This is a genomic window from Alloalcanivorax balearicus MACL04, assembly GCF_025532145.1.
Classification (GTDB): Bacteria; Pseudomonadota; Gammaproteobacteria; order Pseudomonadales; family Alcanivoracaceae; genus Alloalcanivorax; species Alloalcanivorax balearicus.
Genome location: NZ_ARXS01000001.1, coordinates 113,933 through 129,098, shown reverse-complemented (window position 1 = coordinate 129,098; position 15,166 = coordinate 113,933). Strand labels below are relative to the sequence as shown.

The window sequence follows — 15,166 nt, the reverse complement described above, 5'->3', positions numbered from 1 at the left end:
GCTGACATTGCGATGCCGTTCAGTAGCGGGTTTCCGCCATCCCCGAGAACTGCTTGGCCAGATACGTGGCGTAGTTGTCGGTCATGCCGGAGAGGAAATCCAGCGCCCGCATGATGCACTGATAAATGCGCTCCTGTTCCGGCAGGTTGGGCAGGTCATCGGGAAAGCTGTGACGACCGATCAGGTCGATGATGCGCTCGTGGCGGTAATTGCGCGCGGTGCCACGGGCGTGGGACAACGCCGCGTCGATCAGGCCGTCGAGCAGGGCGCCCATGACCTCGAAGGCGCCGATTTCCAGTTCGATTTTGCGTGGATGCTCGAACACCTTGCCGCGGGCCAGTTGTTTGGCGTTCTCCACCACATCGTGCACCTCCGGCTCACAATGGTGCAGCAGATCCCCGTCCATGCGCCCTTCCAGCAAGCGCTGGTGATTGGCGATGAAGGCCTCGACGCCGGCCTCGATAAAGCGTTCAATGATCTTGCCCCGCAGCAGCGCCGCCTTGCGGCCATCGCGCAGTCCGGAGTGCACCAGGCTGCGTACTTCGGCGGTGTCCGGCAGCGCCGGTTGCAGCAAGGCATAGACCTCGTCCCAGTGCAGCAGATCCATCTCCAGACCGTCCTCCAGATCGATGATGGCGTAGCAGAAATCGTCCGCTGCCTCCATCAGGTAGGCCAGGGGATGGCGGCAATAGCGGTCCGCGTCCAGGGGGCGCAGTCCAGTGGCCTGGCAGACTTCCCGGAACGCCCCGGTCTCGGAGACGAAGGCGCTGTACTTGCCCGGTTTGATGCCGCTTTCGCCGGCCTGGGCGGATAACCAGGGATATTTGAGAAAGGTGGCCAGAGTGGCGTAGGTTAGACGCATGCCATCCTGGTATTGGTGGTACTCGCTTTTGGTGAGAATGCGGAAACCCTGGGCATTGCCTTCGAAGTAAATCAGATCGGATTGTTGGGCGGGGCTGAGCAGTTCCAGATAACGCTGGCCCCGCTCCTGGAACCAGGCTCGGATGGCTCGCTCGCCGGTATGGCCGAACGGCGGGTTGCCGATGTCATGGGCCAGGCACGCGGATTGCACGATGTCACCGAGGTCGGTGGCGTTGGTGCCCGCCGGCAACAGTTTCAGGCGTTCCAAGCGCTCACCCACCTGGATGCCCAAGGTCCGGCCCACGCACGACACCTCCAGGGAATGGGTGAGGCGGTTGTGCACGTGGTCGTTGGTGGCCAGCGGGTGTACCTGGGTCTTGCGGGCCAGGCGCCGGAAGGCGCCGGAAAAGATGATCTTGTCGTGGTCGCGCAGAAAGGCGGTGCGCCCGGTTTCATCCTTGGCGTCGCGGTGTCCCAGGCGCTCCTTGTTGAGCAGGTGTTCCCAATGCATGGTCTGGATGCCATTGAAGAGAGGAGCGGGGCTCCCCAACTGCGTTTACATCGGTGAGGCGGGCCACCGATACCGTTGATGTCATCTTGGTGGACCCGGTGCCGGGGTCAAGCCCCTTTTCGCCCCGGCGGCGGGTTCAAGTCATAAATCCTTTGGGTCGTCAGAGTAAGGAGCAGTGATGAATCTGGACAAACCCCTACTGATGTTGGTGACCAGTGCCGGTCAAATGGGACAAGGGCAACAAACCGGCCTGTGGCTTGAGGAATTTGCTGTGCCCTATGGTCTGTTTCGTGATGCCGGTATTCCGCTGCAAGTGGCCAGTCCGCTCGGCGGCAAGGTGCCGGTGGATCCGCGCTCGGTGCCGGATGACGCCGAGAAGGACGCCTGGCAGGACGCGATCACCGCGTTGCAGGACACCCGGGCTTTGGAGGACATCTGGGAAGACGACTTCGCCGGCGTCTTCGTGCCCGGCGGCCATGGCGCCATGTTCGATATGCCGGATCATCCCATGGTGGCGCGGGTGCTTAACCGTACCTGGGAACAGGGCGGGCTGGTCAGCGCCGTGTGCCATGGCCCGGCGGCGCTGGTGGGCGCCCGCGACGGCGCCGGCAAGCCGTTGGTGGCTGGCCGCGTGGTAAGCTGCTTCAGCAACGAGGAAGAACACGAAGTCGGGCTCGACGACGTCATGCCCTTCCTGCTGGAGAACAGGCTGCGCGAGCTGGGCGCGGAAATCAGCAACGGTGACATGTTCACGCCGCGAGTGGTGGAGGACGGTAATCTGATCTCCGGTCAGAACCCGCAATCCAGCACGGTGGTGGCCGAGGCCGTCCTGAAACGATTATTGTCCCGTTAAGCCGGGTGGCGGCTCGCCCGCCGCATCGGCCGGGGAACCAAGGAGTAATGCAAGTGGGTATCTACGACTATAACGCCGTCACTCTGGACGGTGAGGAGCGCTCCCTGGCCGATTTCAAAGGCAAGGTGCTTTTGATCGTCAACACCGCCAGCAAATGCGGCTTCACGCCCCAGTACAAAGGGCTGCAGGCGCTGTACCAACGTTACAAGGATCGCGGCCTGGTGGTGCTGGGTTTCCCCTGTAACCAGTTCGGTCACCAGGAGCCCGGCGACGAAGTGGAGATCGGCGCCTTCTGTGAAAAGAACTACGGCGTCGACTTTCCCATGTTCGCCAAAATCGACGTGAACGGCAGCGATGCTCATCCCCTTTATCGCTACCTCAAATCGGAAGCCCCTGGCCTGCTCGGCAGCGAAGGCATCAAATGGAACTTCACCAAGTTCCTGGTCGACCAAAGCGGCCGTGTGGTACGTCGCTACGCCCCCAAGGATAAACCGGAAGCGTTGGCAGCGGACATTGAGAAGGCCTTAAAAGCAGTTGACAGTTGATAGTGGACAGTTGACAGCGGAAAAACAAAAACAGGTGATCTTGAATCACTGTGGGAAGCTTGCTTGCAAGCGAATATTACTAAGCGCCTGAGCGACACCATTCGCTTGCAAGCAAGCTTCCCACAGGGGCTAAAGATCAGACCGTTCCGCGATCTTTTTCTTTTCGCTGTCAACTGTCCACTATCAACTGTCAACTATCTTCAAAGTTTTACTTCCATCCCCGCCACCCAGGTCCGTCCCGGGCCGGGCTCGAAGTAGCCGCGGCTGGCCAGCGGGCGGTCGCTGTTGGCGTTGATGCGGATGTTGGCGTAGTAGTCCCGATCCAGCAGGTTATGGGCGGCGAGGTAGGTGGTCAGTTGGTGGCCGCCGGCGAGCCGCCAGCGGTGGCCGACCCGGCCGTTGACCAGTGCGTAGCCGCCGACACGGGTATCGCTGCCGTTCTCCGCGTAGACCGAGCTGATCATCAGGGTTTCCAGACTGGTGAAGGTGCCGCCGCGATAGTCCCGCTGCCATTCCAGGTAGAGCTGGTGTTCAGGCAATCCCGGCAGACGATGGTCCCGCAGGGATTCGCCGTTTTCCTGGAAACGGCGGAACCGGTAATTGCCATAGGTCCAGGCGGCGCTGATCCGGTTCCAATCGTCTGGATACCAGCTCAGTCCCAGTTCCACACCGTCCCGCCGGGTACGGCCGGCGTTTTCATAAAAGGTGCGGCCGTCCTGCTCGAAAGGCACGATCTCGTCGCGGGTGCGGACGGTGAACAGGGTCAGTTCGTACTGCACGGTGCCGGACAGGTCACCACGGGCGCCGATCTCGCCATTCACCGCTTTCTGCGGTTCCAGGTCCGGGTTGAAGCCGCCGCCGTCGGGATTGGCGAATTCGGTGAAGGTGGGGCTCTCGAAAGCGGAGCCGATGTTGGCGAACAATTGATGGCGGGGATGGAGCCGCCAGTTCAATCCGGTGCTGTAGCTGCGTTCGGTGAAACGTCGATGGCCGTCGTCGTCGCCGTCCGCCAGAAAGCGGTCGTCGATGGACAGCTGCAACCGGTCCAGACGTCCGCCCAAGGTCCAGGACCAGTACTCATTCAGTGGCAGGGTGGCCTGGGCGAACAGTCCGGCGGCGGTGGCGTTCTGCTGCTCATCGGCGGTGCGGCCCTGGCGCTCACCGCTGGCACTGATCTGATAACGGTCGCGATCATCCTCCTGCCGGTTCACTTCGGCGCCGATCACGTAGTTGAGTTGCCCCGCCTGGCCAGCATAGCGCAGGCCGGTGCCATAGAAATGCCGCTCATAGCCCAGTTCGCTGCTGCCCGGGAAGGGTAACTGCTGTTCGAAATCGCGGTGGGTGTAGTGCAGATAACCCTGCCAGGCGCCTTGCTTCGTGGGCTGATCCCAGACCCAGCCCAGTCGTTGCTGGCGCACTATCTGGCCGGCGTCGAGCAGGTTGGAGAAGCGAGAGGCCTGATCACGATTCTCGTGCGCCTGGGCCCGGGTCAGGCCGCCGGGATCCTCGGCGGTGGGAATGTCCAGCACGTCCAGCAAAGTGGTGATGCGGCCGCCGTTGGCGAGATGATGCCGCCACTTACCGTTGAGCTGGTATTTCTCCACCCGGCTTTGTTGCCGCTGGCCATCGAAGGACAGGGCGGAAACGCCCAACGCGTAGTCATTGTTCTCGTCCCGCTGATACAGCGTGGCGCCTAGCTTGCGGTAGTCGTCGCTGCCGCCGGCCACACGCAAGTGCGCCCCGGGAGGCTGGCTGCCGCCGTCGTCGCTGTTCAGCAACAGCACGCCGCCGGCGGCGTTGCCGTACAGGGAAGAGGCCGGGCCACGCAGCACCTCCACTTGCCGCAGCCGGTCCAGGTCAATGGCATCCACCTGGGACTGGCCGTCCGGCAGGGTATAGGGCAAGCCGTCCACACGCAGATGCAAGCCACGCACGCCGAAGGGCGCGCGGGCGCCGAAGCCACGGCTGGAGATGCGCAGGTTCTGGGCGAAATTGTAGCGGTTCTGAAAGAACAGGCCGGGGACCCGGTTGAGGGTCTCGTCCAGTTGCAGGTTCGGGCGGCCCTCGCCGTGAGCCTGACTGTCCACCACTGTTACCGCCGCTGGCGTATCCAACAGCGCCTGGCTCTGACGGGGCGTGGTCACGGTCACCGTCTCCAGGGGAATCGGCTGGGCGCCTTGGCCAAGACAGGGTAAAAGCAGCACGGGGGACAGCAGAACCGGATATCGCATGAGCACCTCTTGTTTGAATTATGGAATTAGCCGGTTTCGGCGCCCCGGGTCAATGCAACTTCCGTGCTGTTCCCCCAATACCTATGGATCGGGGGCGGGGAGAGGGGAAAGTGACGCGGATTGAAACGGCCGGGTGTTCACAGTGACTTGTTTCGAGACAGGCTCTTAGAATCAGACCGGCAGAACGCCGTAATACACCGCCAGGAAATGACAAACGCTGCCGCCGACCACGAACAGATGCCAGATGGCGTGGTTGTAGGGCAGGCGATCCGCCAGATAAAACACCACTCCACCGGTGTAAGTGAGGCCGCCAGCCAGCACCAGCCAGAAGCCCACGTCGTTGAGCCGGCCCACCAGTTCGCCGGAGGCGAATAACACCAGCCAGCCCATGACCAGATAGATGGCCACGCGGGCCAGTTTGTAGCGGTTGCCGAACACCAGCTTCAAGGCGATGCCGGCCAGCGCCAGCGACCAGATCACCGCGAACAGCACCCAGCCCACGGTGCCGCGCATGTTGACCAGCAGAAATGGCGTATAAGTGCCGGCGATCAGTGCGAAGATGGCGCAATGATCGAGCATCTTGTAGAACGCTTTGAGGGCGGGGCGGCGGGCACCGTGATAGAGGGTGCTGGCGGTATAGAGCAGAATCAGGCTGGCGCCGAAGATGCTGAAGCCGACAATCTTCCAGGGATCGCCAAGCAGGCTGGCGGCCACCACCAGGATCACCGTGCCGACGATACTGAGAGCGGCGCCGATACCGTGGGTGAGACTGTTGAGAAACTCTTCCAGCCGGGAATAGGCGGTCGTGGCCACGGTTGTCGAGGTCATGCGGTTCGGAATCTCATGAACGGGTGAAAATACGCATCATGCGATGATTGCCGGCGGACTGTAAAGGCCGGGCATATTTGTCCGCTATGACATAAAGGCCAATGATCGAAAGGATCTATTGAACTCATGCCGCCTCACTGTTCGTTTTGTCACTCCGTTCGTCGTAACCTCGAAGGGTCATCTTAAACAGGCTCTTAACCCCCCAGGTTGAACCCAAGGAGAGGCATCATGAGTAAGAAGAAGCAGACCCTGACCACCAGCGCTGGGATTCCGGTGGCGGACAATCAGAACAGCTTGACGGCCGGTCCCCGTGGGCCGCTGCTGGTGCAGGACTGGCAGCTGTTCGAAAAGCACGCCCATTTCAACCGCGAGCGGATTCCCGAGCGGGTGGTGCACGCCAAGGGGTCGGCGGCATTTGGCACTTTCAAGGTGACCGGTGACATTACTCAGTACAGCAAGGCAAAGGTGTTCCAGCCCGGTGCCGAAACCGACGTGCTGTTGCGCTTTTCCACCGTGGCCGGTGAGCGTGGCGCCGCCGATGCCGAGCGTGATGTGCGCGGCTTCGCCCTCAAGTTCTACACCGAACAGGGCAACTGGGATCTGGTCGGCAACAATACGCCGGTGTTCTTCGTGCGCGATCCCTATAAATTTCCCGACTTCATTCGCACCCAGAAGCGTGACCCACGCAGTAACATGCGCTCGGCCACGCATATGTGGGACTTCTGGTCGCTGAGTCCGGAATCCCTGCATCAGGTCACCATCCTGATGTCCGACCGGGGCCTGCCGAAAAGCTACCGTCATATGAACGGCTATGGTTCCCACACCTACAGCTTCATCAACGCGAACAACGAGCGGTTCTGGGTGAAGTTCCACTTCAAGACCCGGCAGGGTATTGAATGTCTGACCGATGGCGAGGCCGGGGAGATTGTCGGAGGCGACCGCGAATCCCATCAGCGTGATTTGTTCAACGCCATCGAAAACAAGGACTTCCCGACGTGGCGTGTGTGCGTGCAGATCATGCCGGAAGCGGAGGCGGAGAACACGCCCTACAACCCGTTCGATCTGACCAAGGTATGGCCGCACGGCGACTATCCGCTGATCGAAATCGGAGAGTTGACGCTGAACCGCAATCCGGAAAACTATTTCGCCGAAGTGGAGCAGGCCAGTTTCAGCCCCGCCAATGTGGTGCCGGGCATCAGCCACAGCCCCGACAAGATGCTGCAATTCCGCATCTTCAGTTACGCCGACGCGCACCGTTACCGGCTTGGTGTTAACTACGAGAGCCTGCCGGTGAACCTGCCGCGCTGTCCGGTGCATGGTTATCACCGTGATGGCCAGATGCGTTTCGATGGCAACGGCGGCGGCAGCGTCAACTATGAGCCGAACAGCTTTGGTGGGCCGGTGGAGGATCCGGCATTCAAGGAACCGCCGCTGAACATCAGCGGTGACGCCGATCGCTACGACCACCGCGAAGGCAATGACGACTACACCCAAGCCGGCGACCTGTTCCGGCTGATGACACCGGAACAGCAGGAGCGTTTGTTCGGAAACATCGCCCGAGCCATGGACGGAGTGCCGGAAGAGATCGTGCGCCGGCAACTTGAGCACTTCGAGAAAGCCGACCCGGCCTACGCCGCCGGAGTGGCCAAGGCGCTGGGTCTGAGTCGCTGATAGGCCAGGTGTCAGTCCATTGCGGCTTGTGAGCGGAGTGGCTGCTCACGAGCCGTGATGCTTGCGGGCGTCATTGCCTTACATTCCTTACGGAACTGTGCATTAAATGTGGATTCCCGCGGACGCGGTTGCGCGCGCGGGAAGGCGCTCTCTAGAATGCGAGTCGTTATCATCTGATCGCCCTGCCCGGTGAGGTCCCTGGTGTCCGTGCTCGCCCGAGTGCGGCGTCGGCATCGCCGGCGGATTGACCTTGTGCCGGTGCCGACTCCATGTCCGAAACTCGTTCCGTTCCATTGTCCCGTTCTCGCCTGGCCTGGGCGGTGTTGCTCGTCGTCGTGCTCGGCGGGCTCTGGTATCTGTTATCCCGCTCCAGTTCGACGCCCACCGGGCCGATGCCGCGCAACGCCTGGGAAGGTCCGGTGGCGGTGCGGGTGGTGAATGCCGAAGCCGGTGACCTCAATGTTCAGATCAAGGCCATTGGCACGGTGACGCCGCTGAATACCGTCACCGTGCGCAGCCGGGTGGACGGGGAACTGGCCCGGGTGTTGTTCGAGGAAGGCGCGGAAGTCACCAAGGGCACGCTGCTGGCGGAGATCGACCCGGATCCGTATCAGGTGCAACTGGCTCAGGCCCAGGGCCAGTACCAGCAGAACAAGGCGGAACTGGCCGGCGCCGAACAGGATCTGGCGCTGTACCAAACGCTGTATAAACAAGACTCCATTGCCCGCCAGCAACTGACCCAGCAGCAGGCGTTGGTCAATCAACTGCGGGGCGCGGTGAAGGCGAATCAGGCGCAAGTCGACGATGCCCGCCTGCAGCTGTCCTGGACCCGTATCGAAGCGCCCATCGACGGCCGGCTCGGCCTGCGCAACGTGGACGCCGGAAACCTGGTCAGCAGCGGCGACACCGATGGGCTGGTGACGATCACCCAGATGCGGCCGATTTCGGTGGTGTTCACGGTGCCGGAGACGCAACTGGATGCGGTGCGCAATGCCTTCGCCACGGGCGAGGCAATGCCGGTTCAGGCGCTGGATCGCAACGGGGCCACTCTGCTGGCCAGCGGCCGCTTGACCACCCTGGATAATCGCATTGATACCGCCACCGGAACCCTGCGTCTGCGGGCGGAATTCGCCAACGAGAAAAACGAGCTGTTCCCGAACCAGTTCGTCAATGTGCGCTTGCAACTGCGGACCCTGCCGGACGCGGTGACCATTCCCACCGACGCGGTGCAATACGGCTCCCAAGGCACCTATGTTTATGTGATTGAAGACCAGAAAGCGCAATTGCGGCCCATCACCCTGGGGCCGGTGGATGTCGACCGTATCGCCGTGAGTGAAGGGCTGGCCGACGGCGAGGTGGTGGTGCTGGAAGGCATGGAAAGGCTGCGTGATGGCCGTGACGTGATCCTGGTGGAAGGCGACAGCCAGCCGGTGGCGCCGGCCGGGACCGGCGAAGGCGCCACCGGCGGTCGCCGCGGTGGTGGTCAGGGCGGCCGTCCATGAGTCTGTCCCGGCCGTTCATCCTGCGTCCGGTAGCGACATCGTTGCTGATGGTGGCGCTGCTGGCGGCGGGGCTGCTGGCCTGGCGGTTGTTGCCGGTGGCGGCGTTGCCGCAGGTGGATTACCCGATCATCCAGGTGTTCACCTTCCAGCCGGGGGCCGGGCCGGACATCACCGCGCGCACCATCACCGCGCCGCTGGAGCGCAGCCTGGGGCAGATCCCGGGGCTCAAACAAATGTCGTCCACCAGTTCCGGTGGGGCGTCGGTCATTACCCTGCAGTTTTCCCTGGAGGTGGATCTGGGGGTGGCCGAACAGGAAGTGCAGGCGGCCTTGAACACCGCCGACAACCTGTTGCCCAGCGACCTGCCGACGCCACCGATTTATCGCAAGGTGAATCCCGCCGATGCACCGATCCTGACTCTGGCGATCACTTCGGACACGCTGCCGTTGCCGGGTGTGTACGATCTGGTGGATACGCGCATGGCGCAAAAGCTGGCGCAGTTGGGCGGTGTCGGTATGGTCAGCCTGGCCGGCGGTCAGCGGCCGGCATTGCGTGTGCGGATCAACCCCATGGCCCTGGCCGCCTATGACCTGGATCTGGAGGACGTGCGCAGCGCCATCGCCGCCACCAATACCAACCAGCCCAAGGGCAGTTTCGATGGCCCGCAACGTTCCACCTTGCTGGACGCCAATGACCAGATTCGTTCGGTGGAGGATTACCGGCAACTGATTCTTACCTGGATCGACGGTGCGCCCCTGCGCCTGGGTGACGTGGCCACCATCATCGACGGCGCCGAGGATCGCTTCCTGGCCGCCTGGGCCGATACCCAACCGGCTGTGTTGCTCAATATCCAGCGTCAGCCCGGCGCCAATGTCATCGACGTGGCCGACAGTGTGCGCGAGTTGCTGCCGCAACTGATCAATACCCTGCCGGCCTCGGTGGACGTGACGGTGCTGACCGACCGCACCCAAAGTATCCGCGCCTCGGTGCGGGATGTGCAGAAGGAACTGGTGTTCGCCATCGCGCTGGTGGTGCTGGTGACCTTCGCCTTCCTGCGCAATGTTCCCGCCACCATCATTCCCAGCGTGGCGGTGCCGCTGTCCCTGGTGGGGACTTTCTCGTTCATGTATCTGGCCGGCTTCTCCATCAACAACCTGTCGCTGATGGCGCTGACCATCGCCACCGGCTTCGTTGTCGATGACGCCATCGTCATGCTCGAAAACATCGCCCGGCACCGCGAACAGGGCGCTTCGAAAATGGAGGCGGCCTTGAAGGGGGCCGGGGAAATCGGTTTTACCCTGGTGTCGCTGACCTTCTCCCTGGTGGCGGTGTTGATTCCCCTGCTGTTCATGGGGGATGTGGTTGGGCGGCTGTTTCACGAGTTCGCGGTGACGCTGGCGGTGGCCATCGTTATCTCCCTGGTGGTGTCGCTGACCCTCACACCGATGATGAGCGCGCGCATGCTCGACAAGCCGCCTGGCCATGACGAGCAGTCGCCGGGGTTGATGAACCGCGTCATTCGCCGCTATGGCCAAGCGCTGGACTGGGTGCTGGAAAGACAGCCCCTGGCCATGTTGGTGATGTTCGGCACCATCGCCCTGACCGCGGTGTTGTACCTGCTGGTGCAAAAAGACTTCTTCCCGGTACAGGACAGCGGCGTGATTCAGGTGGTGACGGAGAGTCCGCAAACCTCATCGTTTGCCCGTATGTCGGAACGGCAGCAAGCGTTGGCGGCGGCGTTGCTGGAAGATCCGGGCGTGGCCAGTCTGTCATCGTTCATCGGCGTCGATGGCACCAACACCACGCTCAACAGCGGCCGCATGCTGATCAACCTGCCGGCCCACGGAGAACGCGACGGCTCCGCCTTCGAAGTGATGGACCGGCTGCGAGAGCGGGCGGAAAAGGTCGAAGGGATCACCGCCTGGTTCCAGCCGGTACAGGAACTGAGCATTGAGGACAGAGTCAGCCGCACGCAGTACCAGTTCACGCTGACCACCCCGGACAGCGCCACCCTCAACGAATGGGTGCCGCTGCTGATCGAGGCGCTGCGGCAGCAACCGGAACTGGCGGATGTGGCCTCGGACCTGCAATACGACGGCCTGCAGGCGTATGTGGATATCGACCGCGATGCCGCGGCGCGCCTGGGTGTCAGTGTCTCCGCCATTGCCGGCGCGCTGCAGAACGCCTTTGCCCAGCGCCAGATCGCCACCTTGTTCACCCAGGCCAATCAGTATCGGGTGATTCTGGAAGTGGGCCCGGAGCACGCCGAGGGCCTGTCCGCGTTACAGACCACTTATGTACCCACCGCCTCCGGCCAGCCGGTGCCGTTGTCCAGTGTGGCCCGCGTCACCCAGCGCCCGGCGGCGTTGCTGATCAATCACCAGGGGCAGTTTCCGGCGGCCACCATCTCCTTCAATCTGGGGCCGGACGCGTCCCTGGGCGGGGCGGTGAAAGCGATCGAACGGGTACAACAGGAGATCGGTCTGCCGACGGAAGTGGAAAGCCGTTTCCAGGGCGCGGCGGAGGCCTTTCGTGCTTCGTTATCGAATACCCTGTGGTTGATCCTGGCGGCGATTCTGACCATGTATATCGTGCTGGGGATTCTGTACGAGAGCACCATTCACCCGATCACCATTCTCTCCACGTTGCCTTCGGCCACCGTCGGCGCCCTGCTGGCATTGCTGCTTACCGGCCGGGCGCTGGATCTGATCGCGGTGATCGGGGTGGTGTTGCTGATCGGCCTGGTGAAGAAGAACGGCATCATGATGGTGGACTTCGCCCTGGAGGCGCAGCGCAATCGGGGGATGCCGCCGCGGCAGGCGATACATCGCGCCGCCATGTTGCGTTTCCGGCCGATTCTGATGACCACGCTGGCGGCGTTGTTCGGTGCCATTCCGCTGATGCTGGCCAGCGGTTCCGGTGCCGAACTGCGGCAACCGCTGGGCCTGGTGATGGTGGGGGGCTTGTTGGTGAGCCAGGTGCTGACGCTGTTCACCACACCGGTGGTGTACCTGTTCTTTGACCGGCTGACGCGCCGCCGCTCACCGGTGGTGGACCAGGGCGAGGCGGGTCCGTGAACCCGGCGCGGGCGTTCATTCAACGGCCCATCGCCACCGTCCTGATGGCGGTCGCGGTGGTGCTGTCCGGTCTGCTGGCCTGGCGCCTGTTGCCGGTGGCGCCGCTGCCACAGGTGGATTTCCCGATTATCACGGTTTCCGCCAGCCTGCCGGGGGCCAGCCCGGAAAGCATGGCCGCCACCGTGGCGACCCCGCTGGAGCGCGCGCTGGGCAGTATCGACGGGATCACCTCGATCATCTCGTCAAGTAACCAGGGTGCCACGCAGATCATGCTGCAGTTCGAGCTGGGGCGTGATCTCAATGACGCTGCCCGCGACGTGCAGGCGGCGATTAATGCGGCACGCAGTCAGTTGCCTTCGGGCATGCCCGGCAACCCGCAGTATCGCAAGGTGAACCCGTCCCAGGCGCCGGTAATGGGCCTGGCGTTGTCCTCGCCGAATCTGGCGCCGAGCGAACTGTACGATGCCGCCGCTTCGATTCTGGCGCAGAAACTGTCGCAGATCAGCGGGGTCGGTGAAGTCAGTGTCAGCGGTGCGTCGCTGCCGGCGGTGAGGGTGCAACTGGATCCCGGTGCGCTGCTGCAGTATGGCATTGCGCTGGATGACGTTCGCAATGCCATCAACGAAGCCAATGCGTTGCAGCCGCTGGGTCTGGTGGAAAATGACGACCATCGCTGGGAAGTGCGCACCAGCGATCCGCTGCGCAAGGCCAGTGCCTATCGCAAGCTGGTGATTCGTCACCAGGATGGCGCGGTAGTGCGGCTGGAGGACGTGGCCGAGGTGTCGGATTCGGTGGAGAACCGCTACAGCAGCGGTTTTCACAATGATCACCCGGCGGTGATCATGATGATCAGCCGGCAGCCCGGCGCCAATATCGTCGAAACCATCGATGCCATCCGTGAGACCTTGCCGGGGCTGCGTGCCCTGATGCCGGCGGACAGTGAACTGGCGGTGGTGATGGACCGCTCGCCGGGGATCCGCGCCACCTTGCGTGAAGCGCAAATCACCTTGCTGATCGCGGTGGCCCTGGTGGTCATGGTGGTGTGGTTGTTTCTGGGCAGTGCCCGTACCGCGCTGATTCCCACCGTGGCGATCCCGGTGTCCCTGATCGGCAGCTTCGTGGTCATGTATTTCTACGGTTTCTCGGTCAATAACCTGTCGCTGATGGCGTTGATCATCGCCGCCGGACTGGTGGTGGACGATGCCATCGTGGTGCTGGAAAACATCGAGCGGCATATCGAGAACGGCCTGCCGCCGTTGCAGGCGGCGATAAAAGGGGCCGGCGAAGTGGGCTTCACACTGCTGGCGATGAATCTGGCGCTGGTGGTGGTGTTCGTGTCGATCCTGTTCATGGGCGGCATCGTCGAGCGCTTGTTCCGCGAGTTTTCCATTACCCTGGCGGCGGCGATGCTGATTTCCCTGTTGGTGTCGCTGACTCTGACCCCAAGCCTGTGCGCGCTTTGGTTGCGGGAAAAAGCCACCGGCGCGCCCTCGGCCCTGGCCCGGCGCAGTGAGGCCGCGTTCCATTCCCTGCAACACGCCTATGCCGCGAGTCTGGACTGGGCGTTGCGTCATCGGCTGATGACCTTGCTTACCTTGCTGGCGGTGGTGGCGGTCAATGTCTGGCTGTATGTGGCGATTCCGAAAACCACGCTGCCGCCGCAGGACACCGGACAAATTCGTGGCTTCGTCCGCGGTGACGACGGTTTTTCATTCCAGTTGATGCAGCCGAAGATCGAAGTGTTCCGGCAATTGATCATGGACGATCCGGCGGTGCAGGATGTCACCGGCACCAGCGGTGGCGATGGCGGTATCACCAATGCCCAGCTCACCATCAACCTCAAGCCGTTGGCGGAGCGGGGAGTGTCGGCTCAGGAGGTGGTCAACCGTCTGCGGGCCAAGGCGCCTCACGTTCCCGGCGGCATGATGTTTCTGATGGTGGATCAGGATATCCGGCTGTCGGGAGGGTTCAGTAGCAGTGACTATGAGTTGGTGTTGCGTTCGGATTCCCTGGAGTTGCTGGACATCTGGTCGCGTAAAGCATCGGAAGCGATGCAGAAACTGCCGGAGCTGGTGGACGTGGACTCCGCCGGTGACGAGGAAGCGCAACAGGTGGTGCTCGATATTGATCGCGAAGCGGCTCGGCTGCACGGCGTTGACATGGCGACGGTGGCGTCGGTACTGAACAACTCTTTCTCCCAGCGGCAGGTGGCCACGCTCTACGATGAATTGAACCAGTACCGGGTGGTGATGGAGTTATTGCCGCGCTACACCGAGCAGCCTTCGGTACTGGAACAACTGGAGGTGCTGACCGATGACGGCGCGCGCGTGCCGCTGTCCACCTTCGCCACCTGGGAGTATGGGCTGACCAACGATCGCATTCGCCACGATTCCCAGTTCGCCGCCACGGGTGTGGGTTATGCGCTGGCCCCCGGCGTCACGCCGATACAGGCGGAAGAAGCGATCCAGAAGGCGCTCAACGACATCATGCTGCCGCCGAGCGTGTATGCCGGGCCGGGCTCCGACCGGCCCAATTTCGAAGGCAACCTCAGTCAGCCTTTGCTCATTCTGTCGGTACTGCTGGCGGTGTACATGGTGTTGGGCATGTTGTACGAAAGCACGCTGCACCCGCTCACGATTCTTTCCACTTTGCCCTCCGCCGGTATTGGCGCGTTGCTGGCGCTGCGTATCAGCGATACGCCCTTCAGCCTGATCGCGCTGTTGGGATTGTTCCTGCTGATCGGCATCGTGATGAAGAACGCCATTCTGATGATCGACTTTGCCCTGGAAGCGCAGCGCCGGGATGGCCTGGCGCCGCTGGCGGCGATCCGCCAGGCAGCGTTGTTACGGTTACGGCCGATTCTGATGACCAACCTGGCCGGTCTGCTCGGCGCGGTGCCGCTGGTACTGGGACTCGGCGAGGGATCGGAGCTGCGCCGGCCACTCGGCATCACCATCATCGGCGGCTTGGCGTTCAGCCAGCTGTTGACGCTGTACACCACGCCAGTGATCTACCTGTATCTGGAAACATTGCGCCAGCGCACGCTGCGCCGCCGGTCAGGCGACAACCCTCTGGAGTCGGTATGAA

9 protein-coding genes are annotated in these 15,166 nt (G+C 62.5%); 6 read left to right on the top strand and 3 right to left on the bottom strand.

Going from position 1 to position 15,166, the window contains the following annotated elements; genetic code table 11:
* Window positions 1–19 precede the first annotated feature (19 nt).
* Complete coding sequence (locus MA04_RS00585) at window positions 20–1,372, bottom strand: deoxyguanosinetriphosphate triphosphohydrolase (RefSeq protein WP_163126718.1); 1,353 nt, start codon at window positions 1,370–1,372, stop codon at window positions 20–22.
* A 178-nt stretch (window positions 1,373–1,550) separates the two neighbouring features.
* Here MA04_RS00585 and MA04_RS00580 point away from each other — a divergent pair, with 178 nt between their 5' ends.
* Both MA04_RS00580 and MA04_RS00575 read left to right on the top strand, forming a co-directional pair.
* Window positions 1,551–2,225, top strand: coding sequence for a type 1 glutamine amidotransferase domain-containing protein (locus tag MA04_RS00580; protein ID WP_262459084.1), 675 nt, complete (start codon window positions 1,551–1,553; stop codon window positions 2,223–2,225).
* A gap of 53 nt (window positions 2,226–2,278) precedes the next feature.
* On the top strand, window positions 2,279–2,770 hold the full coding sequence (locus tag MA04_RS00575) for a glutathione peroxidase (RefSeq protein WP_063141214.1): 492 nt from the start codon (window positions 2,279–2,281) through the stop codon (window positions 2,768–2,770).
* Window positions 2,771–2,970: 200 nt separating this feature from the next.
* Here the strand turns inward: MA04_RS00575 and MA04_RS00570 are convergent, their stop codons facing one another.
* Both MA04_RS00570 and trhA read right to left on the bottom strand, forming a co-directional pair.
* Window positions 2,971–5,001, bottom strand: a complete 2,031-nt coding sequence (locus tag MA04_RS00570) for a TonB-dependent receptor family protein (protein ID WP_262459083.1) — start codon at window positions 4,999–5,001, stop codon at window positions 2,971–2,973.
* Window positions 5,002–5,172: 171 nt separating this feature from the next.
* A complete protein-coding gene (gene trhA, locus MA04_RS00565; RefSeq protein ID WP_014996583.1) occupies window positions 5,173–5,829 on the bottom strand; it encodes a PAQR family membrane homeostasis protein TrhA in 657 nt (218 codons plus the stop codon).
* 228 nt (window positions 5,830–6,057) lie between these two features.
* On the opposite strand from trhA, the gene MA04_RS00560 reads away from it, so the two are divergent.
* The 4 genes from MA04_RS00560 (at window position 6,058) to MA04_RS00545 (ending at window position 15,165) form a co-directional block, all read left to right on the top strand.
* On the top strand, window positions 6,058–7,500 hold the full coding sequence (locus MA04_RS00560) for a catalase (protein WP_163126715.1): 1,443 nt from the start codon (window positions 6,058–6,060) through the stop codon (window positions 7,498–7,500).
* 269 nt (window positions 7,501–7,769) lie between these two features.
* The gene (locus MA04_RS00555) at window positions 7,770–9,002 is read left to right on the top strand and encodes an efflux RND transporter periplasmic adaptor subunit (RefSeq protein WP_262459082.1); all 1,233 of its coding nucleotides are present in this window, start codon (window positions 7,770–7,772) and stop codon (window positions 9,000–9,002) included.
* The gene (locus MA04_RS00550) at window positions 8,999–12,079 is read left to right on the top strand and encodes a multidrug efflux RND transporter permease subunit (protein ID WP_262459081.1); all 3,081 of its coding nucleotides are present in this window, start codon (window positions 8,999–9,001) and stop codon (window positions 12,077–12,079) included. The genes MA04_RS00555 and MA04_RS00550 overlap by 4 nt, the downstream gene beginning before the upstream one ends.
* Window positions 12,076–15,165: an efflux RND transporter permease subunit gene (locus tag MA04_RS00545; protein ID WP_262459080.1), complete on the top strand. Its 3,090-nt coding sequence runs from the start codon at window positions 12,076–12,078 to the stop codon at window positions 15,163–15,165. Before MA04_RS00550 ends, MA04_RS00545 begins: the two co-directional genes overlap by 4 nt.
* The last annotated feature ends 1 nt before the right edge of the window (window position 15,166 follow it).